This window comes from Chitinophagales bacterium (assembly GCA_020636535.1).
GTDB lineage: Bacteria > Bacteroidota > Bacteroidia > Chitinophagales > JADIYW01 > JADJSS01.
Genome location: JACJXT010000011.1, coordinates 547,599 through 573,456 on the forward strand (window position 1 = coordinate 547,599; position 25,858 = coordinate 573,456).

The 25,858-nt window shown below is 29.6% G+C and carries 19 protein-coding genes; 13 read left to right on the forward strand and 6 right to left on the reverse strand.

Annotated elements, in window-relative coordinates:
- Nucleotide 1: 1 nt before the first annotated feature.
- The 9 genes from H6553_02760 (at nucleotide 2) to H6553_02800 (ending at nucleotide 11,593) form a co-directional block, all read left to right on the forward strand.
- A complete protein-coding gene (locus H6553_02760; protein MCB9032738.1) occupies nucleotides 2-1,039 on the forward strand; it encodes an NAD(P)-dependent glycerol-3-phosphate dehydrogenase in 1,038 nt (345 codons plus the stop codon).
- The gene (locus tag H6553_02765; GenBank protein ID MCB9032739.1) at nucleotides 1,032-1,676 is read left to right on the forward strand and encodes a dienelactone hydrolase family protein; all 645 of its coding nucleotides are present in this window, start codon (nucleotides 1,032-1,034) and stop codon (nucleotides 1,674-1,676) included. The genes H6553_02760 and H6553_02765 overlap by 8 nt, the downstream gene beginning before the upstream one ends.
- Nucleotides 1,677-1,748: 72 nt before the next feature.
- Nucleotides 1,749-2,585 carry a septal ring lytic transglycosylase RlpA family protein gene (locus H6553_02770; protein MCB9032740.1) on the forward strand — a complete coding sequence of 279 codons (837 nt, stop codon included), beginning with the start codon at nucleotides 1,749-1,751 and terminating at the stop codon, nucleotides 2,583-2,585.
- 39 nt (nucleotides 2,586-2,624) lie between these two features.
- Entirely contained in the window at nucleotides 2,625-3,005 is a 381-nt protein-coding gene (locus tag H6553_02775) for a hypothetical protein (GenBank protein MCB9032741.1), read from the forward strand.
- Nucleotides 3,006-3,079: 74 nt separating this feature from the next.
- Nucleotides 3,080-4,606 (forward strand): efflux RND transporter periplasmic adaptor subunit, encoded by a 1,527-nt coding sequence (locus tag H6553_02780; GenBank protein ID MCB9032742.1) that lies wholly within the window; start codon nucleotides 3,080-3,082, stop codon nucleotides 4,604-4,606.
- An 11-nt stretch (nucleotides 4,607-4,617) separates the two neighbouring features.
- The gene (locus H6553_02785) at nucleotides 4,618-7,716 is read left to right on the forward strand and encodes an efflux RND transporter permease subunit (GenBank protein MCB9032743.1); all 3,099 of its coding nucleotides are present in this window, start codon (nucleotides 4,618-4,620) and stop codon (nucleotides 7,714-7,716) included.
- A complete protein-coding gene (locus tag H6553_02790) occupies nucleotides 7,703-8,887 on the forward strand; it encodes a TolC family protein (protein MCB9032744.1) in 1,185 nt (394 codons plus the stop codon). Before H6553_02785 ends, H6553_02790 begins: the two co-directional genes overlap by 14 nt.
- A 132-nt stretch (nucleotides 8,888-9,019) precedes the next feature.
- Complete coding sequence (gene bshB1 / locus H6553_02795; protein ID MCB9032745.1) at nucleotides 9,020-9,724, forward strand: bacillithiol biosynthesis deacetylase BshB1; 705 nt, start codon at nucleotides 9,020-9,022, stop codon at nucleotides 9,722-9,724.
- 243 nt (nucleotides 9,725-9,967) lie between these two features.
- A complete protein-coding gene (locus H6553_02800) occupies nucleotides 9,968-11,593 on the forward strand; it encodes a S8 family serine peptidase (GenBank protein MCB9032746.1) in 1,626 nt (541 codons plus the stop codon).
- Between the two features lie 280 nt (nucleotides 11,594-11,873).
- Here H6553_02800 and H6553_02805 read toward each other — a convergent pair whose 3' ends face one another.
- Nucleotides 11,874-12,377 carry an RNA polymerase sigma factor gene (locus H6553_02805; GenBank protein ID MCB9032747.1) on the reverse strand — a complete coding sequence of 168 codons (504 nt, stop codon included), beginning with the start codon at nucleotides 12,375-12,377 and terminating at the stop codon, nucleotides 11,874-11,876.
- Between the two features lie 55 nt (nucleotides 12,378-12,432).
- Here H6553_02805 and H6553_02810 point away from each other — a divergent pair, with 55 nt between their 5' ends.
- Nucleotides 12,433-14,019: an acyl-CoA dehydrogenase family protein gene (locus H6553_02810; GenBank protein ID MCB9032748.1), complete on the forward strand. Its 1,587-nt coding sequence runs from the start codon at nucleotides 12,433-12,435 to the stop codon at nucleotides 14,017-14,019.
- Nucleotides 14,020-14,411: 392 nt separating this feature from the next.
- On the opposite strand, the gene H6553_02815 is transcribed toward H6553_02810, so the two are convergent.
- Together H6553_02815 and H6553_02820 are read right to left on the reverse strand one after the other, a co-directional pair.
- Nucleotides 14,412-15,251 carry an FkbM family methyltransferase gene (locus H6553_02815; protein ID MCB9032749.1) on the reverse strand — a complete coding sequence of 280 codons (840 nt, stop codon included), beginning with the start codon at nucleotides 15,249-15,251 and terminating at the stop codon, nucleotides 14,412-14,414.
- A gap of 77 nt (nucleotides 15,252-15,328) precedes the next feature.
- On the reverse strand, nucleotides 15,329-18,715 hold the full coding sequence (locus H6553_02820) for a hypothetical protein (GenBank protein ID MCB9032750.1): 3,387 nt from the start codon (nucleotides 18,713-18,715) through the stop codon (nucleotides 15,329-15,331).
- A gap of 41 nt (nucleotides 18,716-18,756) precedes the next feature.
- On the opposite strand from H6553_02820, the gene H6553_02825 reads away from it, so the two are divergent.
- The 3 genes from H6553_02825 (at nucleotide 18,757) to H6553_02835 (ending at nucleotide 22,232) form a co-directional block, all read left to right on the forward strand.
- On the forward strand, nucleotides 18,757-19,428 hold the full coding sequence (locus H6553_02825; GenBank protein MCB9032751.1) for an MBL fold metallo-hydrolase: 672 nt from the start codon (nucleotides 18,757-18,759) through the stop codon (nucleotides 19,426-19,428).
- A gap of 282 nt (nucleotides 19,429-19,710) precedes the next feature.
- The gene (locus tag H6553_02830) at nucleotides 19,711-21,510 is read left to right on the forward strand and encodes a tetratricopeptide repeat protein (GenBank protein ID MCB9032752.1); all 1,800 of its coding nucleotides are present in this window, start codon (nucleotides 19,711-19,713) and stop codon (nucleotides 21,508-21,510) included.
- A gap of 50 nt (nucleotides 21,511-21,560) precedes the next feature.
- On the forward strand, nucleotides 21,561-22,232 hold the full coding sequence (locus tag H6553_02835) for a zinc metallopeptidase (GenBank protein MCB9032753.1): 672 nt from the start codon (nucleotides 21,561-21,563) through the stop codon (nucleotides 22,230-22,232).
- 99 nt (nucleotides 22,233-22,331) lie between these two features.
- On the opposite strand, the gene H6553_02840 is transcribed toward H6553_02835, so the two are convergent.
- Genes H6553_02840 through H6553_02850 form a run of 3 tightly spaced genes read right to left on the reverse strand, consistent with a single transcriptional unit; the run spans nucleotide 22,332 to nucleotide 25,830 of the window.
- A complete protein-coding gene (locus H6553_02840; GenBank protein ID MCB9032754.1) occupies nucleotides 22,332-23,462 on the reverse strand; it encodes a hypothetical protein in 1,131 nt (376 codons plus the stop codon).
- Between the two features lie 21 nt (nucleotides 23,463-23,483).
- Nucleotides 23,484-25,004 (reverse strand): PD40 domain-containing protein, encoded by a 1,521-nt coding sequence (locus H6553_02845; GenBank protein MCB9032755.1) that lies wholly within the window; start codon nucleotides 25,002-25,004, stop codon nucleotides 23,484-23,486.
- Nucleotides 24,994-25,830 carry an MBL fold metallo-hydrolase gene (locus tag H6553_02850; protein MCB9032756.1) on the reverse strand — a complete coding sequence of 279 codons (837 nt, stop codon included), beginning with the start codon at nucleotides 25,828-25,830 and terminating at the stop codon, nucleotides 24,994-24,996. Before H6553_02850 ends, H6553_02845 begins: the two co-directional genes overlap by 11 nt.
- Nucleotides 25,831-25,858 lie beyond the last annotated feature (28 nt).

A 25,858-nucleotide genomic window follows, 5' to 3' on the forward strand; every position in this document is an offset into this window, starting at 1 on the left:
TATGATTGGAGTAATAGGTGCAGGAAGTTTTGGTTCAGCAGTAGCAAATTTACTAGCAGAAAATGGTGCTGTTTTAATTCATTCTAAAAGACAAGAAGCAGTTGATGAAATTAATCAACAACACACCAACAAAGGTTTGTTAATGAATCCAAATATTGCTGCTACAACATCGTTAGAAGAAATAGCCAATGCTACTAATATACTTTTTCCTGCAATGTCGTCAGATATTTTTAGAGTTACCATAAAACAATTAGCACCATTTCTATCACCAGAACACATTATAATACATTGTACCAAAGGTTTTGACATCAAATTAAATGAAGACGAAAGCTTAACCGATGCCAATTTGCAAATAAAATTAGAAAATGTTAAAACCATGTCGCAAGTAATTTTAGAAGAAACTTGTGTAAAAAGAGTAGGTTGTATGTCTGGACCAAATTTAGCTAGAGAGTTAGCACAATTTCATCCAGCAGCTACAGTTATTGCTAGTAAATTTAATGAAGTAATTATTAGCGGACGAAATGCAATTCGTAGCCACCGATTGCTAGTGTATGGCAATAAAGATATTTATGCAGTTGAATTGGCTGGCGTTTTAAAAAATACCATGGCAATTGCTGCTGGTGCATTACATGGTTTAGGTTACGGACAAAATGCTTTGGCGTTTTTAATTACCAGAGGCAATGGCGAAATCATAAAACTAGCAACTAAAATGGGTGCTAATCCAACTTCTTTTTTAGGTTTAGCTGGTATTGGCGATTTAGTAGCTACTTGTTCTAGTCCTTTAAGTAGAAATTTTTCTTATGGATATAAATTGTCTCAAGGAAAAACTAGAGATGAAATTCTTAGCGAAATGAATGAAGTAGCAGAAGGTGTAAAAACCGTAAATATCTGTTACCAATTATCCAAGCAATTAAAAGTAGATACACCAATTATTAATGCAGTATACAGTGTAGTGTACGAAAATGTAAGAGTAGAAGATGCTTTAAACACATTGATGCAACAACAATTTTCTGATGATGTAGATTTTCTATATGATTAATCAACACGCAATAACAACTACAAAAACAGCTAAAGTTATTACTTACGGCAATTTAACTAGCAATACCAAACTTATTTGGTTGGTAACACATGGCTATGGATTTTTGGCACAATATTTCGTCAATAAGTTTGAATGTTTAGATCCAAATGAACACTTTGTAGTAGTACCAGAAGCTTTAAATCGTTTTTATATAGATGGACTAACAGGCAAAGTTGGAGCATCTTGGATGACAAAAGAAGAAAGGCAAGATGAAATAAATGACTATATTTTATATCTAGATAAAGTTTACGAAACCTTTTGTTTACATTCTAACGCAAAAAAAGCAGTTTTGGGCTTTTCTCAAGGTGTTGCAACTATATCTCGTTGGTTAATACAAACCAATTATAGTGTAAAGAATGCAATATTTTGGGCAGGTTCTATACCAGAAGAAGTGTTGACAACTAAAAAGTTAAATAATTATAACAACATTTTTGTAGTAGGAGACGAGGATAATTTCATTCCAAAAGACAAAATAGAAACTTTATTGGCAAATTATCGTAACAGTGGCTTAACATTTTCACAAATTTTTTACAAGGGTGGTCATAATATCCTAACTCAACCTTTAATTGAGGTCGCAACGCAGTTAATATTAAGCTAAACATCATACCTTAATTTTGCAACATCAAATTATAAGTCGTTTTGGCTTTTAATTTGATAAAAACAAAACGGTATGAAGCAGTTAATATTATTACTTAATTTCATTATACTTTGTGGTTTAGCAAATGCTCAAACTATTTTTGGTAAAGCATCGTATTATGGTCCTGGTTTTCATGGCAAAAAAACAGCCAATGGCGAAACTTTTAATCAATATGCATTAACAGCAGCACACAAAACACTACCATTAGGTACATTTATAAAAGTTACCAATGCACAAAATAACAAATCGGTTTATTTAAAAGTAAACGATAGAGGACCTTATCATGGTGGAAGAGTATTAGATGTTTCTACAAGAGCAGCAGAGTTGCTAGGTTTTAAAAACAAAGGAACTGCTTATGTAAAAATAGAAGTCATTGGTAAAAATGAAATTCCAAATGCTTTTTTAAGTGAATATCCAGATTTTGCAGCAATGAATAATATTGCTATCAATGATTCTTTTGCAGATTGGGAAGATATTCCTACAGTAATGGACGATACAGTTAGTATAACAGAAGTTGCAATTGTTACTAATATTCCAACAGCAAATAACAGTACACCTACAGAAGAAAAAGAAGCTGTAGTTAATACGCCAATGATTGATGGAAGAAACTTTTTTGAATTAGTAGCAATACAAAGAACCGAAAAATACTACGGCGTTCAATTAGGTGTATTTTCCGACTTCAATCAGATTTTAGCAATTGTAGAAAAACTAGAAAGCTACAATCAAAAAATAGTAATACAAAAAGCAACACTAGACGATAAACCTGTTTTTAAATTATTTGTAGGAAAATATGAAAACAGAGCTTATGCCGACGCTTTAAAATCATTACTACTAAATAAATACGCCGATTGTTTTGTAGTAAATTATTAATCGCTTGCTTAATTAAACAAAAGTATTTAGTTTTGAGTTGTGTCTAAAAAAAGAAACATAGCATTGTTTTTTGTATTGCTTGCTCAGTTAATACTTTTTAGTCACAATAGTACACCACATCATCACAACAATCAAGCAAATAATATTGATTTTCCAATTGAGCATCACTTAAATATTTATACAGATTTAGCTACAGATATAGTAGAACATCAAATAGCAGAACTTTTTTTAGTTCATAAAAACAATTTTAGAAAAACGCAACTCAATACTTCTCAAAATGCATTTATTGTTTTAGGTAATCTTCAGCCAATTGTATTAAAACTAAGCAATAGCTTACAATATATAGAAAATAAGAATACTACAATATATAATAATTATGTAGTAAAACATCAACAACTACGAGCACCACCTTGTGCTTAAAAATATATTTATACGATACACTTTAGTATAAATAACTTATCGCTTTTTATTTATTTATCACATAATTTATTTCAATGAATTTTAAAAATTTATTAATAATATTTATTATAATATTATCAAATACACAATGTAAGCACAGTCATAGTCATGATGATGAACATGGTCATACACACGCACACGACGAAACCAGTACAGAAAATGAATTAGAACCATTAGTGTATACTATCTATGCAGATAATGTTGAACTTTTCGTAGAATTTAAACCATTAGTTGTAAATAATAGTACTTCTTTTGCAACACACCTTACCATTTTAGGTGATGAATTTAAACCTATGCTCAACGGAAGTGTATCGTTAACACTTCAAACCAATAACGAAACCATAAGCATTCATGCAGATACTATAAGTTCGCCAGGAATTTATAGATTGTCGTTGCAACCAAAAAAAGCAGGAAATGGACAATTAGTTTTTGAAGTAAAAACCAAAACATTTACTAATAAAATTATTATAGATGATGTTGAAGTCTATCCAAACGAAGCAACTGCATTAAAAAATCAAAAGGTAGAAGATAGTAAAGGTGAAATTTCTTATCTTAAAGAACAAGCATGGTTAGTTCCATTTGCCAATGAAGTAGTACATAAAAAAATGTTCTATTCCATAATACACACAAGTGGCGTTATTAATAATTTTCCAGGTAACGAAGCAAAAATTGTTGCCAATGCAAGTGGCATTGTTCACTTAACCAACAAAAATTTAATTGTAGGAATGCCTGTTAGTGCCAATCAAAATTTATTTACAATAGCTGGCGATAATTTAACTACGAGTAATATCGATGCCAATTATAAAATCAACAAAACCATTGTAGACGAAGCAAAATTAAACTATCAACGAGCCGAAGAATTATATAAGCTACAAATTATTTCCGAGAAAGAATATCTACAATCAAAAACCAGTTATGAAAATGCATTAGTTACGCTAAATACTTTAAGTAAAAATACTTCATCTAAAGGAAATAAAAATATGAGTCCAATGAGTGGTTATCTACAATCTTTAGATGTTGTAGACGGACAGTTTGTAGAACTTGGAACAACATTGGCAAAGATTTCAAAAAACAATAAATTAATATTGCAAGCTAATATTAGTCAGAAAGATTTTAAATATATTCCATTAATCAATAATGCTAATTTTAAAATAATGGGAGATGATAAAGTCTATAATACCAAAACATTTAATGGCAAAGTGGTATCTTATAATAAAGAAATAAGCGGAGCTTTTATTCCTTTATATTTTGAAATTAATAATACAGATAAATTACATATTGGTGCAATAGTAGAGTTATTTATTCCTACAAAACCAGAAGACCATTATATAATAATACCATTAAAAGCAATTATTGAAGAACAAGGAAAGTTCTTTGTTTATGTACAAGTTGATGGTGAAAATTTTTCTAAAAGAGAAATTAAAATTGGCGAAGATAATGGTATAGAAGCTCAAGTATTAAGTGGCTTAAATGTTGGCGAACGAATTGTAACTAAAGGTGCTTATCAAATAAAATTAGCAGTTGCTTCTGGTGCTATGCCAGAACATGGTCATTCACATTAAAAATATAAATAATGTTAAATAATATAATAAAATATGCACTTAGTAATAGACTCTTTGTTTTAGCAATTTCTGTTTTATTAATAATATATGGTTTGTACATATCTAAAAATATGGAAATCGATGTATTTCCTGATTTAACTGCTCCAACAGTTACTGTACTTACAGAAGCTCATGGTTTATCTACCGAAGAAGTTGAAAAACTAGTTACTTTTCAAATAGAAACTGCTGTAAATGGTGCTACAAATGTAAGAAGAGTAAGAAGTTCTTCTGCTACAGGAATTTCAATTGTATGGATAGAATTTGAATGGAATACAGACATATATAAAGCAAGACAAGTTGTAAGTGAAAAACTAAACAGCATCAACGAAAAATTACCTAAAGGTATTAATACACCAGTAATGGCACCACAAACTTCCATTATGGGCGAAATTATGTATATAGGTGTTAGCAGTAATACTTTATCTCAAATGGAGGTAAGAACAATTGCAGATTGGAACATTAGACCACGACTTCTTTCTATTGAAGGTGTGGCTCAAGTAACTACCATTGGTGGCGATTATAAAGAATACCAGATTTTAGCTTCACCACAAAAAATGAATGCTTACAATGTGTCTTTAATAGAGTTGCTACACGCTTGCGAAGCACTAAATGGCAATGCTACTGGTGGTTTTATCAGTGAGTATGGTAATGAATATACCATTAAAGGCATAGGTAGAGCAAATAGTATTAAAGATATAAGTGAAGCATATATTAAAACAATAAATAATAATCCAATTACGGTTGGAGATGTAGCAGAAGTAAAAATTGGTGCTGCTCCAAAAATTGGCGATGGTTCATTAAATGCAAAACCAGCAGTCATTATGTCGGTGCTTAAACAACCTGCTACCAATACTATAGAATTAACAAATAAAATAGATGATGCCATTGCTCAACTATCAAAATCTATTGGAAAAGATATAGAGATTAATACTGAAATTTTTAGACAAAAAAACTTTATAGATGCTTCGATAAACAATATACAGAAAGTTTTATTTGAAGGTGCAATATTTGTCATTTTAATTATTACTTTATTTTTAATGAATTGGAGAGCAACTTTAATTTCTTTAGTTACTATTCCAATTTCAATTTTAGTAACCATCATTACGCTTAAATATTTAGGGTATACTCTAAATACCATGAGTTTAGGTGGTATTGCCATTGCAGTTGGCGATTTAGTAGATGATGCTATCATAGATGTTGAAAATGTTTTTAAACGACTGAAACAAAATGCAAAGTTGCCACTAATAGAACAAAAAAATAAAATTGATGTCATTTTTGATGCTTCATTTGAAATAAGACATTCTATTATTAATGCAACATTTATAATTATTATTGCATTTTTTCCATTGTTCTTTTTATCAGGAATGGAAGGCAAATTATTAAAACCACTTGGTATTGCATTTATAGTGTCTTTGTTTTCATCGTTAATTATTTCTATAACACTAACACCAGTTTTATGTAGTTTTTTACTTACCAGTGATAAACAACTAAGCAAACAAGAACAAGAAAGTTGGTTGGTTCGAAAATTAAAACAACTGTATTATAAAACATTAACTAAAGCATTGCAGTGGAAAAAAGCAATATTAGCATTTACTTTATTATTATTTATTATTACTATATTTATTTTGACGAATTTAGGTAGAAGTTTTTTGCCAGAATTTAATGAAGGTTCTTTAGTAATAAGTGCAGTTTCATTACCAGGAATTTCATTAGAAGAAAGTAATAAAATTGGCAATCAAATTGAAAAGAAACTAAAAGAAATACCAGAAGTAAATGTAACGACAAGAAGAACAGGACGCTCTGAATTAGACGAACATGCTCAAGGTGTTAATGCCTCTGAAATTGATGCACCATTTACACTAAGCAATAGGTCGAGAGATGAATTTTTGGAAGATGTAAGAACCAAACTAAAAACAGTTTCTGGTGTAAATATTAGTATTGGTCAGCCAATATCTCACAGAATAGACCATATGCTTTCTGGTACGCGTGCTAATATTGCAATAAAAATATTTGGAAATGATATATCTAAATTAGAATTATTATCTAAACAAATAAAAAAAGAAATTGAATCTGTAGAAGGACTTGTAGATATAAACACAGAACAGCTTATAGAAATTCCACAAATTCAAATCAAACCAAATAGAACAATGCTAAATTACTATGGTTTAACCATCAACGATTTTAATGAGTTTATTGATATTGCTTTTGCTGGAGAAACAGTATCACAAATTTATGAAGACAATAAAACTTTTAATTTAGTACTTAAATACGACGACTTAAACAGAGGCAAAATTGAAAATATGAAACAAACTTTGGTTGATGTTAAAGACAATCAAAAAGTACCATTATATTACCTTGCTGATGTTGTAAGCACTACTGGACCAAATACAATTAATAGAGAAAATGTTCAACGAAAAACAGTAGTATCGGCTAATGTTTTTGAAAGAGACCAAAAAAGTGTAGTGAATGAAATTCAATCAATCATTGAAAATAAAATTGAATTACCAGAAGCTTACCACATAGAATATGGTGGTCAGTTCGAAGCAGAAGCACAAGCATCTAAAATTTTATTATTAACATCACTATTATCTATATTTATAATATTTTTAATATTGTACAAACAATTAAGTTCATTCAGTTTAGCATTTATTATTCTTATCAATTTACCATTAGCACTTATTGGTGGTGTGTTTAGTATTTTAATTACAAAAGGCATGCTAAGTATTCCAGCTATTATTGGCTTTATTACTTTATTTGGTGTTGCTACAAGAAATGGTATTATTTTAATTTCCAACTATAAATCGCTACAAGAACAAGGTTATAGTTTAATAGATACTATAATGCATGGATCTACAGATAGACTAAGTCCTATATTAATGACAGCACTTACTGCTGGTTTAGCATTAATACCATTGGCATTAGGAAGCAGTCTTCCTGGAAACGAAATTCAAAGTCCTATGGCAAAAGTAATTTTAGGTGGACTATTAAGTTCTACTTTCTTAAACATTTATATTGTACCAATAATTTATTATTTAAAAAATAAAAATAATTATAATAATGAAAAAATATAGTTTATTAATCATAAGTATACTACTGTTTAGTCGCTTTAGTTGGGCTACTAATTCATTAGATTCAATTATACAAGTAATACAAAAAAACAATCCAAGTTTGCTATATCAAACAAAATATATAGAAGCATTAAAAATGGAATATAGCACAGAAGGCAATTTGTATAATCCAAATGTTACTTTTGATTATTTAAGAGGTTTGCCTAATGCTATTGCAGGAAGTCAGTATGATGTTACGCTTACACAACAATTCGATTTTCCTTCTGTGTATGCCAAAAAAAAGGAGTTGGCAAATATTAAACATACAAGAGATAGCTATTTAATAGAAAGTGAAAAGTACGATATTATTAATCAAGTAAAATTATTGTGTATTGAAATAATCTATAGAAATAAATTAGATAACTTAATTAATAATAGAATTATAAGTATTGAAAAATTAAAAAACGATTTTCAAATTAAACTCAATAATGGCTATGGCAATATTTTAGATGTCAATAAAACACAGCTAAAACTAATTGAAATTAATAACGAAAAACAGTTGAATCAATCCATATTAAAACAACTAAATCAAAAGTTAACAGCATTAAATGGTGGAAATGCAATACAATTTCAAGATACTATTTATCCAAGTATCAATACTACTATTGAGTTAGAAACAATATTACAACAAAGCAATCAAAACAATCCAATTAACAGTTATCTCCATCAAGAACAAGCAGTTGTTAATCAAGAAATCAATGTTGCAAAAGCAATGGCATTACCAAAATTCGAAGTAGGTTATCATTATCAAGGTTTGTTAAATCAAAATTTTCATGGAGCTATTGTCGGATTATCACTTCCGTTGTGGGAAAATAAAAATAAAGTAAAAGCAAAAGAAGCATTGCTCGTTTCTAATCAACTTAAAATGAACGACTATATCAATCAGCAAGAAGCTACAATTTTACAACAATACGAACAATATACTATATTTAAAAATACTTATAATAGTTATGATAATCAAATGCAAAATTATAACAATACTCATTTGCTTACAAAAGCATTACAGTTAGGCGAAATAACTACTATCGACTATTTTTTAGAAACCGATTTTATTTTTAACATGAACAAAAACAAACTTGAAACACAATATCAGTTGTATAACACCATCATTCATCTTTTAAAATACTTAGAATAAATATTGAATGTTATAGTTATACAGCAAAAAAATAAACAAACAGATTGTATCTTATAAATTACTAACAATCACTAATTTAGAAATTTATCTTATATTTGTATAGAATACTAACTAAAAATAAGAATAAATACGATGTCAAATTTGGATATTTTGTGTTTTGCTGCACATCCTGACGATGTGGAATTATCTTGTGGAGGAACCATTGCTAAACATATAGACTTAGGATATACCATTGGAATCTGCGATTTAACTCGTGGCGAATTAGGTACTCGTGGAAATGCAGAAACGCGTAGAGATGAAGCTTTAAATGCATCTAAAATATTAAACATTAAGTATAGAGAAAACTTAGGATTACAAGATGGTTTTTTTGATATTAATGAACAAAATATAATTGATGTTGTAAAGATTATTAGAAAATATAAACCTAAAATTGTATTGTGTAATGCAACTCACGATAGGCATTTAGACCATTCTAGAGCTGGCGACTTAGTTGTGCGTGCTGCATTTTTAAGTGGCTTGGTAAAAATCAATACCAACCAAGATGCATGGCGACCAAGTGTTGTGTATCGTTATATTCAAGACTATCACAACACACCAGATTTTGTAGTTGATATTTCTAAATACATGGACATAAAACTAGAAGCAATCAAAGCATATGCTACACAGTTTTATAATATTCATAGTAAAGAGTTAGAAACGCCAATTTCTAAAAAAGACTTTTTCGATTTTATTATTGCAAGAGCAAAAGAATTTGGTCGACCAGCTGGTTTTGAATTTGCCGAAGGTTTTAACAAAGAAAGATACATTGGTATCGAAAATTTATTTCATTTGATATAGTGATATTAGCCATTAGTAGTACTAGTCAATAAGTCATTAGTAATGTTAGTCATTGGTTATTAGTCATTAGATTATTTTGCACTTTCGTCATATTGAGCGATAGCGAAATATTTCATAATTATTAAATTAGCAGATATTAACAATAGTAAATACTAATTAGTATTAGATACCAATCAAACTAAAGTCTTAAATCTATCAATCTTGGCTCTAAAAATCCTGATACTTTTTCAGTAACTTTATTGTATGAATAAAATGCTACTCATTATATTTTTTTGCAGTACACTACTAACCGTATTTGCAAAAAACCAAATTATAGTGTCGTTTAATAATAAAGGCACTCAAATCAAAACAGAGGATTATAATGCAACTAGTTTAGAAAAAAGAAATCAAAATAACATAGCATTTAATTATACAGATTTTCCAATTAATGAAAGTTATATACAAAAAATAGAAAATTTAAACTGTAAATTAAAAGCAAAATCAAAATGGTTAAACTTGGCTTTGTTTGATATAGAAGATAAAGCAGTGATTACTGAGATACAACAATTGAGTTTTGTGAAACAAGTACAATTTATTCCATCAACAACTTCAAATAAAAGTTTAGAAAAATTAAATACAAATAATAAAACATTTAATAATGCAAGATTATTATATGATGATACATTGACTTATGGTCAAATTCATCAAATGAATGGCGATTATTTACACGACTTAGGATTTAACGGACAAGGAAAGATTATTGCTGTTTTAGACGCTGGATTTATTAATGCAAATGTTATTACTGGTTTGCAAACAGTTTTCAATAACAATCAAGTATTAGGTACTTGGGATTTTGTTCAAAATGATACTACTGTCTATGAATCTCATACTCATGGTTTATATGTTTTTGGATTAATGGCAGGACAAATTACTGGTAAATATAAAGGTACTGCAACTCAAAGTAATTACTACTTATTTAAAACCGAAAATGCAGCTTCTGAATTGTTGAGCGAAGAAGTTTTTTTAGCACAAGCATTAGAGCAATGTGATGCACTTGGCGTAGATGTCGTTAATATTTCATTAGGTTATACTACATTTGATAGTGTAGCACAAAACCATAGCTACGCAGATTTAGATGGCAATACCACTATAGCAGCACAAGCAGTTAATTTAGCAACATCTAAAGGAATTTTGGTAGTAACATCAGCAGGAAACGAAGGCAATAATTCATGGCGTTACATATCTACACCAGCAGATGCTACTGGTGCTTTAACTGTTGGAGCTGTATATATTAATGGTTTGCCAACATCTTTTACAAGTAAATGTTTTCCTAACTATTTCCAAGTAAAACCAAATGTAGCAGCTTGCGGAGCTAATGATTATATTTTAAGTCCATACAATACTATTGGCACAGGAAGTGGCACATCATTTTCATCGCCATTGGTTGCAGGAATGAGTGCTAGTTTGTGGCAAGCATTTCCTACACTTAATAATTTACAAATTAAAGCAGCAATTGAACAAAGTGCTAGCTTATATCCAAGTTTTGATAGTTTAATTGGTTATGGTATTCCAGATTTTAAAAAAGCATACGAATATTTACAGCAAATAACACCAATTAATCAAAATAGATTAAGTAATATAAAAATATATCCAACATTGATTGTAAATAATTCAAATAATATATTTATTAATAATTTAATAGATAATCAATCAACATTAATTTATATTATCAATAATCAAGGAAGAATAATGTACAGTACAGGAAATTTTATTGCCAATACCAATGAAATGATTCCAAGCAATCAAATTAGTCAGTTGTCAAGTGGTCTGTATCACATTATCATACAACAAAACGGCAAGAGCAATAATTTTAAGTTTGTAAAACAATAAGTTTTAGAGTTCAGTAAAATAAGTAGAATCAAAAGTTGAGAAATTAAATTATAGTGTTTTACTAGGAAAAATATAAGTTGCTTTATTTCTCATTATCTATAAAATAACAAGGAATGCTTCGTTTAGGATTTTTTTGTTGATATAAATAATAAATCCAAATAACTAGTGACTCAATGACAACTGACAAACGAAGGAGATTCTTCGCTACATTACATTTCGCTCAGAATGACGCACAAAAAAATCTCAATACTTGCTACTCAATACTCATTACTATAAAAATCTATCTATAATCTCCTTTCAATAATTCAGTTAATTCTTTTCTTGCTAAAAAGATTCTGCTTTTAACTGTACCTAATGGCAATCTTAGTTTGTCTGCAATTTCGTTGTACTTAAAACCTTTATAATGCATTAAGAAAGGCGTTCTTAATTCAACAGAAATTTTCATCAATGCCTTATTAATATCTTCTGCAATAAAATTATTAATGGCTTGGTTATTAACCGTATTGCTATTGTTAATCAAAAACTCATTAGCAGTACTATCAATAACTGTTTGCATTCTAGCGTTTTTTCTATAATTATTAATAAAAATATTTTTCATTATAGTATATAGCCATGCTTTTAAGTTAGAACCACTTTCAAACTTATCTGTATTTTTCAAAGCTCTAAGTATAGTATCTTGCATTAAGTCTTCGGCATCCATAGTGTCTTTTGTCAGCTTCAAAGCATAAGGTTTCAATACTTTTGAAGCAACCATTACTTCTTTATTTAATTTCAAACTGCTCATTACATTCTGTTTTCAATATAAAGTTACAACAAATTTCATTCCTAATATGCAAAAAATGCCTAATTTGTTACCAAACGAACGGTCAATAACTTATATTTATAAAAAATCAGAAAAAATGTCAGCTTTATACTTTACCGAAGAGCATCAACTGTTTAGACAAAGTGTCGCTCAGTTTGTAGCAAAAGAAATAGTTCCTTTCGCTAATCAGTGGGAAAAAGACAAACAAATTCCTAGAACATTATTTAAAAAACTAGGAGAACATGGCTTTTTAGGTATCAATCATAGTGAACAATATGGTGGCTCTAATGTCGATTTATTTTATAGTATTTGTTATTTGGAAGAATTGGCTAAAAGTGGATTTGCTGGTGTGTCTGCTGCTGTTTCGGTACATCAGTATATGGCAACCAATCATTTGGCAGAAGCTGGTTCGCATGAACTTAAAGAACGATTTTTAAAACCAGCCATTGAAGGCAATATGGTTGGTGCTATTGCTATAACTGAACCATTTGGTGGCTCTGATGTACAGGCCATTAAAACTACTGCGGTTAAAGATGGCGATAACTATATTATTAATGGCTCAAAAACTTTTATTACCAATGGCTTTTTGGCAGATTTTGTAGTAGTTGCTTGTAAAACAGACAACAAAGCTGGTATTAATGGCATTAGTTTAATTGTGGTTGAAAAAAATACTGCTGGTTTTTCTGCTACGGCTCTTGACAAAATTGGTTGGCACTCTTCTGATACTGGCGAGTTGGCGTTTGATAATGTAGTAGTACCAAAAGAAAATTTAGTAGGCAAAGAAGGCATGGGTTTCTTTTATGTGATGGAAAGTTTTCAGATAGAACGATTGGTAGCTGCTATTATGGGAATTGGTGGAAGCGATAAATGTATTGAAGAAACACTAAAATATATGAACGAAAGAGTTGCTTTTGGAAAAACGATTAATAAGTTTCAAGTACTTCGACATGAGTTGGTGCAGTTGGCAACTGAGTTAGAAGCTGGTAGACAAATGACTTATCATACTGCTTGGTTGATGCAAAATGGAGAAGTTCCTGTAAAAGAATGTACCATGTGTAAATTGTATATGACCGAATTAGGCAATAAAATTGTAGATAAGTGTTTACAAATGTTTGGTGGTTATGGCTATATGGAAGATTTTCCTATTGCAAGAGCATATAGAGATGCAAGAGTAAGTACTATTGTTGGTGGTACTACACAAATTATGCGAGAGATATTATCAAAAATTATAATTGATGATATAAAATACAAAAAAGTATATAACGAAGATAATATAACTACTACTACAAAACCTTGGGGAAATCCTACTACTGCTAAGGAAATTATAAAATCTATTCCACTACGACTGAAAAAAGAAAAAGCTAAAGATTATAATACCATTTTTCATTTTGATATTAGTGGCAACAATGGCGGACAGTTTACTGTTGTAATTAATAATGGAACAGCTACAGTAACAGAAGGTTTACAAGATGAAGCCAAATGTATTATTACGAGTGATGATGCGACTTACACAGGAATTGAATTAGGTACAATACAACCAGAAACAGCATTTATGAGTGGTAAAATACAAGTATCTAACCTTGGAGAAATGATGCAGTTTTCTAAATACTTTGAAAGAGTTTAGTTTAGTATTGAGTAATGAGATTTTTACAGCACTTATATATAAGGTGTATTAAATACATGCTATTTAGTCATAGCAGATATCTCTGGTAAGAGAATACTGCGATAAGTTTAAATATTTTCTCAGCGTTTCTTTTGTTACGCAGAGTCCTGCTACGCTTTTTTGCCTACGCCCAGAGACTCTGCTGGGAAAAAAATGTAACTTGTTGTATATAAAAGTAAAAATTGTTTTTCTAGAACTATGCTTTCGTCATTCCGTAATTTTGAAGAATGAGAAATATACGGAATCTATTATATTAAGATATTATACTCTTTATGACAGATTTCTGATAAATTTCTCCGTTGTACTGCGAAATTTTCTAGAATGACGCACATGTACAATAGGTCAATGTAGTATCATTTATACCAAATTTCTGGCAATACAATATGTGGAAAATTAGTATTGTCAAAATCTAAAGGATGTGGAAATGAAGTACATGGTGTTTGTGTTATCACTCTATCTTTTCTAATAAATGTAAACTCTGCAAATCTAGGAATGGCTATATCTTCTTGAATATCTATACCACTATAATTATTAGGATGAATATGTACACATACATGCGTTTGTAGTATTTTATTAAACACATCAGTAATAATATTATAAGAGTATTTTGTCCATAGCTTATGTAAATCATGAAATTCAACTACCAAAATTCTAAAACGACTTAATAAAGCATCACTCATATTTATAAATGAGTTATACTCAGCACCTTCAATATCCATTTGTAGTAACAAATCGCCAGTATTCTCCACACTTTGATTAACCCATTCATCCATCGTAATAAAGTCGTTATTATTAGTAATACCAATAAATTTTGGTAAGAAATGATGTGCTACATTTAGGTTGGCTTTTTCAACTGATTTGTCTGCTAGAAAAAGTTGTTGAATACCTAGTTCATGACAATGATTCTCAAATTCACTTACTTTAGAAACACCAGCAGAAAAACAAGCAATTATTCCTTCTAAATCATTAGGAACTAAGTAACCACCATCTTTTTTTGAACCTACTCTAATTAATTCTTTTCCTATATTATATGGTCGAATGCTTTTAATAAAACTTATAACTTTAGATTGGTCTTGTTTTTCTTCTAGTACATATTCTCTCGAATTTAAAATAGAATAGGTTTGCGTATATGGTTTTTTTACTTTTTTATAACCATAAAACTCAAGGAACTTTAGTAATGCTGATTTTATCATAATTTATCCTTTAATAATTTTATAAGGACTAATATACTATTAATAAAATAATAAATTATTATTGAAAAATATTAATATTAAAAATCTTTACTTAAAGAGAAGTTCCAGATTGGTTTTTTAAGTAATTCTAGTCCATCAAATCCCCAACCTACATCTAAACGAATAAAATAACCTAGCACATTAGTTCTTAAACCACCACCGTAACCAAATACAAACGGATTTCTATAATAGTTTACTTTTATCACAATTGGATTATCGTCTGAGTTTACTTGTTCTTCTCGTACGGCATTATTCTTGTCAAATGGATTATTATGTGTATAGGCAATACCTGCATCGTAAAAACCTATTAATTGAAAATCTTTTAGAAATGCAGACTTAAGTGGTTTTTTTGCAAAGAATGAAAACACTGGAAATCGTATTTCTGAATTCCATAGTAAGTAGTTATTGCCATTTCTAATATTTCTAGGCAAACCACGCATATTGGTTACTGGTGCTTGCATTCCATAGTTTCTAGTTTCATCAGTAGGAATACTATAATCGTATTTTTGATTGAGCCAAGAATCTACACCACCCATAAAGTACAAAATTCGTTGGTCGCCAAATGATGAAGCACCTGCAATTCTGTTAGCCCAAATTAAGTTTCGTGCAATTTTTTGGTAATGTCTGAAGTCAAATCCAATATTATAAATATTAGAGTTTTTATCATTGATGTTTCTGAAATATTCTGCATAGATTTTATATCTAAATCCATTGTATATGTTATATTGAATTTCTTTAGCATTGTCGTGCACAAATTCTAGTCTACCGCTCAACCAGTTTTCATTTATATCTTCTAGATTGATAGTCGCATCATTAATAAAGTTAAAGTTTAATCTATCGTTTCTATAGGTGGCATAAAATTTCAGCGACTTAGTAATATCAAAAGGAAAACTTAAACCATATTCTAATAAATGTGTTTTTGGTTTAGCACTATATGGTGCTTCGTAATCTAATAGTTGGTCGCCAAACTCGTAGTAAATAAGTTCTGAGCGTCTGTAAAAAAGCAAAGATTGGTCAACTCTTCTTGTCAAATTTTCATATTTTAAGAAAAGTTCTGTACCAGAAAAATCTAATAAGCCAATTAATGGAATTCTAAAACCACCAGAAATTCTATGATTTTCCATGATATCGCTAATTCCAATATTGGCATTAATACTTAATTCATTAAAATTATAATTGCCTAAGTGAGTATTATAACTTTGATAAAACTGTGTCATAATACTATTGTCTAGCTGTGCAGCAAAATAATCGGTAGTAAATTTTGCTTTATATGATTTTATTTTGCTATTTTTTATATTTGTTGGATTGTTCTTTTTATTAACAAAGTCAGTAACAAAATCTGGTAAATCTTCATTGGTGTTAAAGTCGATATTCACTTTATCATGTGTAACAGAATCGTTTTGTGCTATATTTTCATTGTTAAAAATGGTATTGTTATATGGTGTTTGAAAAGTATAGTTGTATGAACTATTATAGAACGAATCGGTGCTAATTTCGTTGTTTGCTTTGTTAGTGGTAATGCTTTCTGTATTGTCAATTTTTGTAGTTGATTGATTGGTAATTTCATTGGTTAATAATGTAGTTTTGCTAAGACCAAAGTTTTTTAAGTCAACAACAGCAGTAGCATCTAAATTGCTTTTCTGATACAAGTATGATTTACTTCTTTTTTTATTGTAATTATTAATATAGTAATAGCTTGAATTTTTATTAGCATTAAGTGATAAAATATTGTGATTGAAATTAGTAATTGGGAAATTATTGCCTTTTAAAATTTGTTTTTCGTTCTCACTACTATCTTTTAGAGTATAGCTGTCTATCGTACCAACATATTGATTATAGATACCATTTTCATCACTATTATAAGTATAGTATTCATTGTTGTACATACCACTTGCAATTTCGTTGGCTTCTGGTGTTGCTGTTATACTTATAAATGCTGGATTTTCTGACTGATAGTTGTAATAATATAAATCTAAATTATTGGTAATCGTTGCATAGTTACTTTCTCCATTAATAGTTTTAGTTCTGTTTGAAGAAAATAAAATGCCAGTTTCATCACCATATTGAATTACTTTCGGATATAAATCATCATAAATATCATTGGTGATTTGTTGAACACTTCCGCTAGAAATATTATACAAGTACAAATCGGTTTGTCCTTTATTTTGAGCAGATAGTACTACGAAGCTTTTATTATTGGTAAAATCTGCACCATATACACTTTGAAATTTGTCTAAAGTAACTTTATTTGTTTTCTTAGAATTAGCATCATAAGTATATAATTTTAAATGCTTTCTCTTTTTTAATATACTTATCAATGTAGTATTGTCTTTGCTCCAAGCCAAAACAGGATAGTTGTAATCGTAGGGAAATTGTTCTGCTTTATAACCACCTTTTGCTATTTTATTGCTTTTTTTATTATTAATATTTTGTACTACTACTTTAAAAGCACCATCTTTAAATTTAGCATAAGCAAGTAGTTCGTTGTTATTGTTAACTACTAAATTACTTATTTTTTGTATTGGTCTTTTATTTAGTTTAATACTATTTAATGAAGCAAAATCGTTTCTGTTTTTAGCATCATTAGTAAATCGATTTTGGTAGTAAGGTTGCCAAGCATCAATCAATTGGTCAATGGTTTTACCAATAGTCATTCTCATTCCAGTATTGGCATTATGATTAACTCTAGTTAAGTACAAAATATCTGCAATAGCAGCTACACCATATTCTTCTGCAATCATATTCCAAATAGATTGTCCTGCAAGTGTGTTGTTGGTTCTAGAAAATTTATTAAAATTGGTATTCTTGTTTTGTTCAAAATACCATCTTAATTCATCATCAGTAGTACTGTTCCAATGATTAGCAACATAAGCAGCTAAACCATTGCCAAACCATTCTGGCAAGTTTAAAAAGATATAATTTTGAATCATCTGCCCAAAACTTTCACCACTCATCATTTGTCTTAAGTATAAATGGGTTAAAGCTTCTTGCAAATCATCTTTTAAATGCTGATGATTGCCATCAAAATAAACAAATATTTTTCTGTCATATAATTTAGAAGTTCCACCAATATTAAATACTTCACTACCAAGTCCAATATTAGTTTGAGCAAGGTCTTCTATATTATTATACACTAAAATGTCTACTTTAGATTTAAAGTGAAAATCCAAAGCATCATCTAAATAGCTTATTTCATCAGTAGCAGTAGATAAAACAAAATCGGCAATTTCTTTCCCACCATCATAAAAGTAAATGTTAAAGTCTTCATCTTCAAGATATCGCCAATTAAACTTTTGGTATTGTACTCTATTTTGACCAAACTGTATTTGAGTGGTTTGAGCAATACCATTAAATGCAATACTTATTAATACAGCAATTAAAGTGGTTTTTATCTGTTTTACAATATAATATCGTTTTTCTTTCAAATTTATATCTTTACAATTCGTAAGCAAATTAAACAAAAGATATGAATACTACAAAGCAATACACTAATACAACTGTTAATGTTTTTACATTTGGTCCTTTTCAGGAAAACTCGTATATCATATCAAATAACAAAGATAACACTTGTTGGATAATTGATCCAGGTTGTTACTCTACTCAAGAAGAACAAATTTTAACACAGTTTGTTGCACAGCATCAGTTAAAACCAGTAAAATTAATCAATACTCATTGTCATTTAGACCATATTTATGGAAATAAATTAATTGCAGATACTTATCAGTTAGATTTAGGCATTCATCAAAATGAAATTCCAATGTTAGAAGGAGCGAAAATGGCAGCGCAAATGTATGGTTTAAAAGTGCCTAATGAATGTAAACCCAATTACTTTATTACTACTGATGATGTGTTATACTTAGGTGATATTGCTTTTAAAGTACTTTTTGCACCAGGACATTCGCCAGGTAGTATTTGCTTTTATAATGAAGTAGATAAATATATTATTGTTGGTGATGTTTTATTTTATGGTAGTATTGGAAGAACTGATTTGCCTATGGGCGATTATGATACACTCATTGACAGTATTAAAACACAGTTATATGTTTTACCAAATGATGTTGTGGTATACAATGGACATGGCATGGAAACTACTATTGGACACGAAAAAAAGAACAATCCGTTTGTAAGAGGAAATTAAACACAAATTACGCATTAGAAATTTATTCCGAAAAAATTCTACTTTATATTTACTTCAGTACTCATTTTTTTATACTCAATGTAGCTAAAACTACATTTCCGTGAAAAAAATTCCGTGCTTTGTAAATATTTTGTGTAATTTTCTCTCATGACAAAGTCTAATGCGTAATTTGGGTTAAATGATAAAAGAGTTTGATGGTTTGCTTTCTAGTAGTCTTGATACTAGCATCATAAAACAATATTTAACGAATTTTTTAGCTTTATTTTTGTTACTTTGTTATCAATGAAATGGATATTGTTTTTAATAATGAGTTGTTCCTTAATTACTTTTGCACAACAGCAAGGAGATTATGACCATTTCTTAGCACAACAATTTTTAGAAAATGGCGAATATGAAAAAGCAGCCGAATACTACGATGTTTTAATACAAAAAGAAGGTGGTTTACAATACTACCAAGAGTATTTGGAGGTGTTATTGAAAATAAAAAATTACGAAAAAGCCAAAGCACTAGCAGAAAAAGCATATAGCGTAGGCAATAGTAAAGTCTATTTAATAGATTTAGCTAATATTTATACACTTAGTGGCGATGAAAAAAATGCTAATAAACAATATCAAAAAATATTAAAAGACTTACCCAATAATGTTGCAGAAATTAAACAAATTGCACAAAAACTAATTACAGTTGGAGAGTTTGATTTGGCTCAACAAGTGTACTTGAAAGGTAGAGATATACTAAAAAACAACAATGCTTTTAATTTAGAGTTGGCAGATTTGTTGCTTTATAAAAAAGATTTAAACGGAATGGTGAACGCTTATCTAGATGAAGCACCACTACAAGCCAATCAATTGAATATTATTGAAGATGGTTTGTCTAAAGCCATGAATGATGAAGCAGGAATTGCTTTTGTAGAAAAATCATTGATACAAAGAGTTGGTCAAAATAAAGACTTACTTGTATATCAAGATTTATTAGTGTGGTTTTATTTATTGCAACATGATTTTGATGGTGCTTTGCTACAAGCCAAATCGCTAGACAATATTAGAAATGAAGATGGAAAAAGTATTTTGGCTATTAGTGCAACTGCATCACAAATGAAAGATTACGATGTTGCTATCAAAGGATATCAGTACATCATCAACAAAGGAAAAAACAATCCATGGTTTGTTACAGCCAATCTCAATTTAATTAATGTTCAAAGAGATAGAATTGTAAACAATACCAATTATACCAAAGCAGAGTTGTTATCGCTAAAACAATCCTACGAAAATTTCATTCAAAACTTCAACAATACTTACACTACAACCAACGCAATGATAGAGTTGTCGCAACTATTAGCATTGTATATTCACGAAACTGATAGTGCCATTGCTTTGCTAGAAAGTGTAGTAAACAATGCTACGATTGATAAAACTTTACAAGCACAAGCAAAACTTAATCTTGGCGACTATTATATTATGAACGAAAATCCATGGGACGCACGATTGATTTATACACAAGTAGAAAAAGATTTTAAAGGTTCGCCACTTGGAGAAGAAGCTAAATTTCGTAATGCACGATTGTCTTATTTTAAAGGCGATTTTGAGTTTGCTCAGTCGCAATTAAAAATTATTAAAGCCAATACTTCCGAGTTAATGTCTAACGATGCTATTGATTTATCCGTTTTTATATTAGATAATATCAATACCGATAATTCAGAAATTGGAATGCTTACTTATGCAAAAGCAGATTTACTTAACTTCCAAAATAAACTAGACGAAGCTAAAGATAGTTTAAATCTTATATTAAATAGCTTAAATGGTTCTTCTTTGTCAGATGATGTTTATTATTTGCTATACAAAATCGAAAAGAAACAACAACATTACGAACAAGCAGCCAACTATCTTCAAATTATTATAGACGATTATGGTGCTGACTTATTGTCAGATAATGCTATTTTTTATTTGGCAGAACTGTATGAAAACATATTAAATGATAAAGAAAAAGCAAAGGCATTGTATGAAAAGCTTATTTTAGAGCATAACGACAGTACTTTTGTAATTGAAGCAAGAAAAAGATATAGAAAATTAAGAGGAGATTCTTAATTTTTGGAACTATATTTGATAAATTATTGTTATACTAAAAAAACAAAAACATGCTATATTTATTAATTATAATTTTAATGGGCGTTAGTTGGTTGGTAAGCTATCGTCTAAAATCAAAATTTAAGCAATATTCTCAAATACCAATTGGATTAACTGGTAAAGAAATTGCAGAAAAAATGTTATACGACAATGGAATTACAGATGTACAAGTAATTTCTACGCCAGGTGCATTAACCGACCATTATAATCCAGCAAATAAAACCGTAAATCTTAGCGATTGGGTGTATGCAGAAGCCAATGTTGCAGCAGCAGCAGTAGCAGCACACGAATGTGGACACGCAGTACAACATGCAACAGCATACAACTGGTTAACCATGCGTTCTAAATTAGTGCCAATGGTTAGCGTAAGCTCAAGGTACATGCAATGGATCATCTTAGCAGGTTTAGGTGTATTGGCAGTAACTAAAAGTCCAGTTGTATTAGCAATAGGTGTTGCTATGTTTGCAATGACCACATTGTTTTCGTTCATTACACTTCCTGTAGAATTTGATGCTTCTAGCAGAGCATTAAAATGGTTAGATGGAACAGGAATTATGGCAAGTCAGCAACACGAAAAAGCAAAAGATGCATTAAAATGGGCTGCCATGACTTATGTAGTAGCGGCATTAAGTTCATTAGTAACTTTGTTGTACTACTTATCATTACTTTTACGAAGAGATTAATTAGTATCACCATAAAAAATACAGAGCCATTGATTTTTATCAATGGCTTTTTTGTTTGTAATATAACAGCAATAAAAAAACTAACGACTTAATGATATTTTACAACAACTCAACTGTTGGGTAATAAACATCTAAAAAGTAGCCAATTTTTATTTGTGATTCATCTAGCCAATAAGACCAATCTTTGTTTTTTCGTAATTGATTAAGTGTGTTAAATCCGTTTCTTGCTACTTCTACTCTATGTACTGGATTAACTAAGTCGTAACTTTGATATGGAAACTTTACAGTATATCCTTTTTTAGTTTTTGTTTTATTGACACCTAAATATATTTCACCAAAAAAAGCAATTTGTCCATCACTAACAGCTAATAATAATTGGTTTATAGCTGCTAAGTTTTGTAAGATGTCATCGTCCCAAACTGGTTGTAAAACATAAATTTGTTCATGAGCACCAAATTGTATGGCTGCTTTAGTTTGTAAATCGTAGTACTTTTCTTGTTCACAATTGTTATAAGCTTCTTCTGCTAAGTGTTGTAATTGAAATGCTTTTCTTGCTTCTATGGTTAGCCAACTTTCGTTACTTAATGCTTCGTTGCCATATTCATTGAGTATCACTAAAGAACCAATATCTGTTAGTACATTTAACTGTCCACTTATCAATGCTTCGGAAGCTAATTGTAGAATATTTGTTGCCGGAATATTGTTAATTGGAATATCAATGTGATTTCGCAACATATCACTTTTTACAGATAATGCTAAAACTAAACCAGCTCTAACTTCGTTGGCAGCAAAGATTCCTAATTTTGTCCATAAAAATTTTGGATATTGTCTTTCTAATGCATCGTAACTCATTACTGCAAATGCATTTTTACAAAGAATTAAATACGCTTCATTATTATTAAAATGTGCATTTGATAACGCTACAACTGCTGCTATCTTTTTTTGCATATTAGCTCTTATTGTATTGTATTTTTCTTTATGCGACATATTGCTTGTTATATTATCTTGTAATGCATCAACATCATTCGCTATTGCTCTGATTTGCAAGTATAAGTTTCTGTCTGCTATAGAAAATTGTGTGGTATCTGTCTGCAATTGCTCATACAATGAATTGAGTATAGCAACTTTTTGTTCATCATCAGCAGATAAATTACACGAATTTTCTTTTTGACAATTATTAAGTAAAAGTGTAGTAGATATAACTACTAATAAGAAAATGCGTTTTAACATGTATTAAAAATACACAAATTTTTACTCTTCTTCTTTTTTTGTGAGATAAATGTTTTTGTTAATAGGTTGTAATTGTTGTGTTGTAATAATTGTGAAGTCGTTCTTTATAAAATTCTCTTTTTCTACACTTATAAAATAGGAGTTATTTGGTTGTAGTAATATATGATAAGCATTTCCATTAATAGAATCTGTAGTGATTGTTTGTGTAGCACTATCTACAATTGATATTTTAATACTATCTAAAAATATATTTTCAAATTTTATGTTTATTGTAGTCGGAATATCAAAATATTCAAAAGCATAAATGTCATCTAAACCTAAACCACCGTTTCTGTTAGAAGAGATAAATCCTTTTTTATAATTATTGTCTAAGTAAAAACCAAAATCATCTGCATTGCTATTAAATGGTTCACCAAGATGCTCTACCACAGCATACTCATTTAATAAATTTCTTTTCGCAACAAAAATATCCATTCCACCAAAACCTGCATGTCCATTACTAGAAAAATACAAACTACCATCTTCCATTAAAAATGGATAGCGTTCATCACCTTCTGTATTAATAATTGGTCCAGCATTTTTTGGTTTCGACCAAACACCACCTTTTTTTATACTATAATAAATATCTTTCCCACCAAAACCACCAGCTCTGTCAGAAGTAAAAAACATCAACAACGCATCTTTACTTATTGTAGGATAAGCACAAGAATATTCTTTATCGTTAAATTCTAGCTCTTTAAAATCTTTAGTGTTGTTGCCTTTTAAATTGGCTTCAAAAATCTTTAGTGTTACATCACCTTTTTTGTTGGTAATCGCATCGCCATATTGAAAATTATTTTTGGTATAATATATTTTTGTTTGTGTTGTATCGATACAAGCTGGTCCACTATTGTAATTTTTTGTATTGATAACACCATTTAATGGTTCGATATTATAAGCAGTGTCATTTATTTTTTCAGCAATATATACTTGTGCAAAGCTGTTACCGTCCCAAGCATTAATTTTTCCAGCTCTTGATGATGTAAATAATATAGCACTATCTTGATAGCTAATTGCACTAAAATCAGAAGCTACAGAATTAAGTGCTTTAAGATTGTAAAATTCAAATTTTCTGTTGGTAGTGTCTTTGTGAGTTAAAGATTTATCACAAGAAAGCAACATTTTTTTAGCTTTTTCTATGGCTTTAACATTGGTTTTTTCTCTTTCTAAAAATAGGTTGAGTTGCTTCGTTGCTTCAGTATATTTTTCATTGTACATCAACATTTCTGCATAGCTTAGTAAATGTTTACTTAGTACATTTTTGTCTGCTACTACTATGCTATAATATTTTTCAGCATTTACATAGTCATTCACTTTCATATAGCATTCTGCAATTTTTCTTATAGCAGAGCTATTGCCTTTATCTGCAATTGGCTTGAGTTCTACAATTGCTTCAGCATATTTATAGTCGTTCATTAAGCTTTCGCCTTTAGCAACAGACTGTGCTTTAGTAGTAAATGCAACTACTATCAGCAATAAAAAAAGTAAGGGTTTATATTTCATTAATACTAATTAATTTATCAAATACTATGCCTTTTTCAGTTCTTTTTAATGTACATGCTTCTATGTCTTTATCGTGTTCAAATACTAATATATGATTATTTTCTAGTGCTTTTTCTAAAAAGATATGTTTTTCTTTTAATGTTTCTAGTGGTTGCACATCGTATGCCATTATATATGGTAGCTTTATATGATGATGCGAAGGAATTAAATCGGCACAATAAGAAATAGTTTGGTCGTCTTTATAAATATGAAAAATCATCATAGCATGTGTGTGACCATACATTAGCTCGTACTCAATATTTGTAAATGACCATTCTTCGTTATCGACAAATTTTAGTTGATTGCTATTTAGTAAAAAGTTAAGATTCTCTTTTAAAAAAGAAGCTTGTTCTCTCGGATTTGGTTCCATTGCCCAATTCCAATGTTCGTTATTTGTCCAATAAGTGGCATTAGGAAATTTTAGAGATAGTGTGCCATCATCACTTCTGTTTAAAGCACCACTACAATGGTCGAAATGTAGATGTGTATAAATGACATCAGTAATATCTTCAGTAGAAAAACCATGTTTAGCTAAAGATTTTTCTAGTGTATCTTCTCCAAAAGTAAAATATCGTTGTTGATATTGTGGTGTAATATTGTTGCCAATACCTGAGTCGATTAGTATTAATTTGTCTTTGTCTTGAATGAGTAAACAGCGCATTGCCCAAGTACACAAGTTATTTTCATCTGGTGGATTTAGTTTTTGCCACATTGTTTTTGGAACAACGCCAAACATGGCACCACCATCTAGTTTAAAATAACCTGTATCAATAGAAAAAATCTGCATACCTCTTTTTTTATCAAAGTTAATAAGA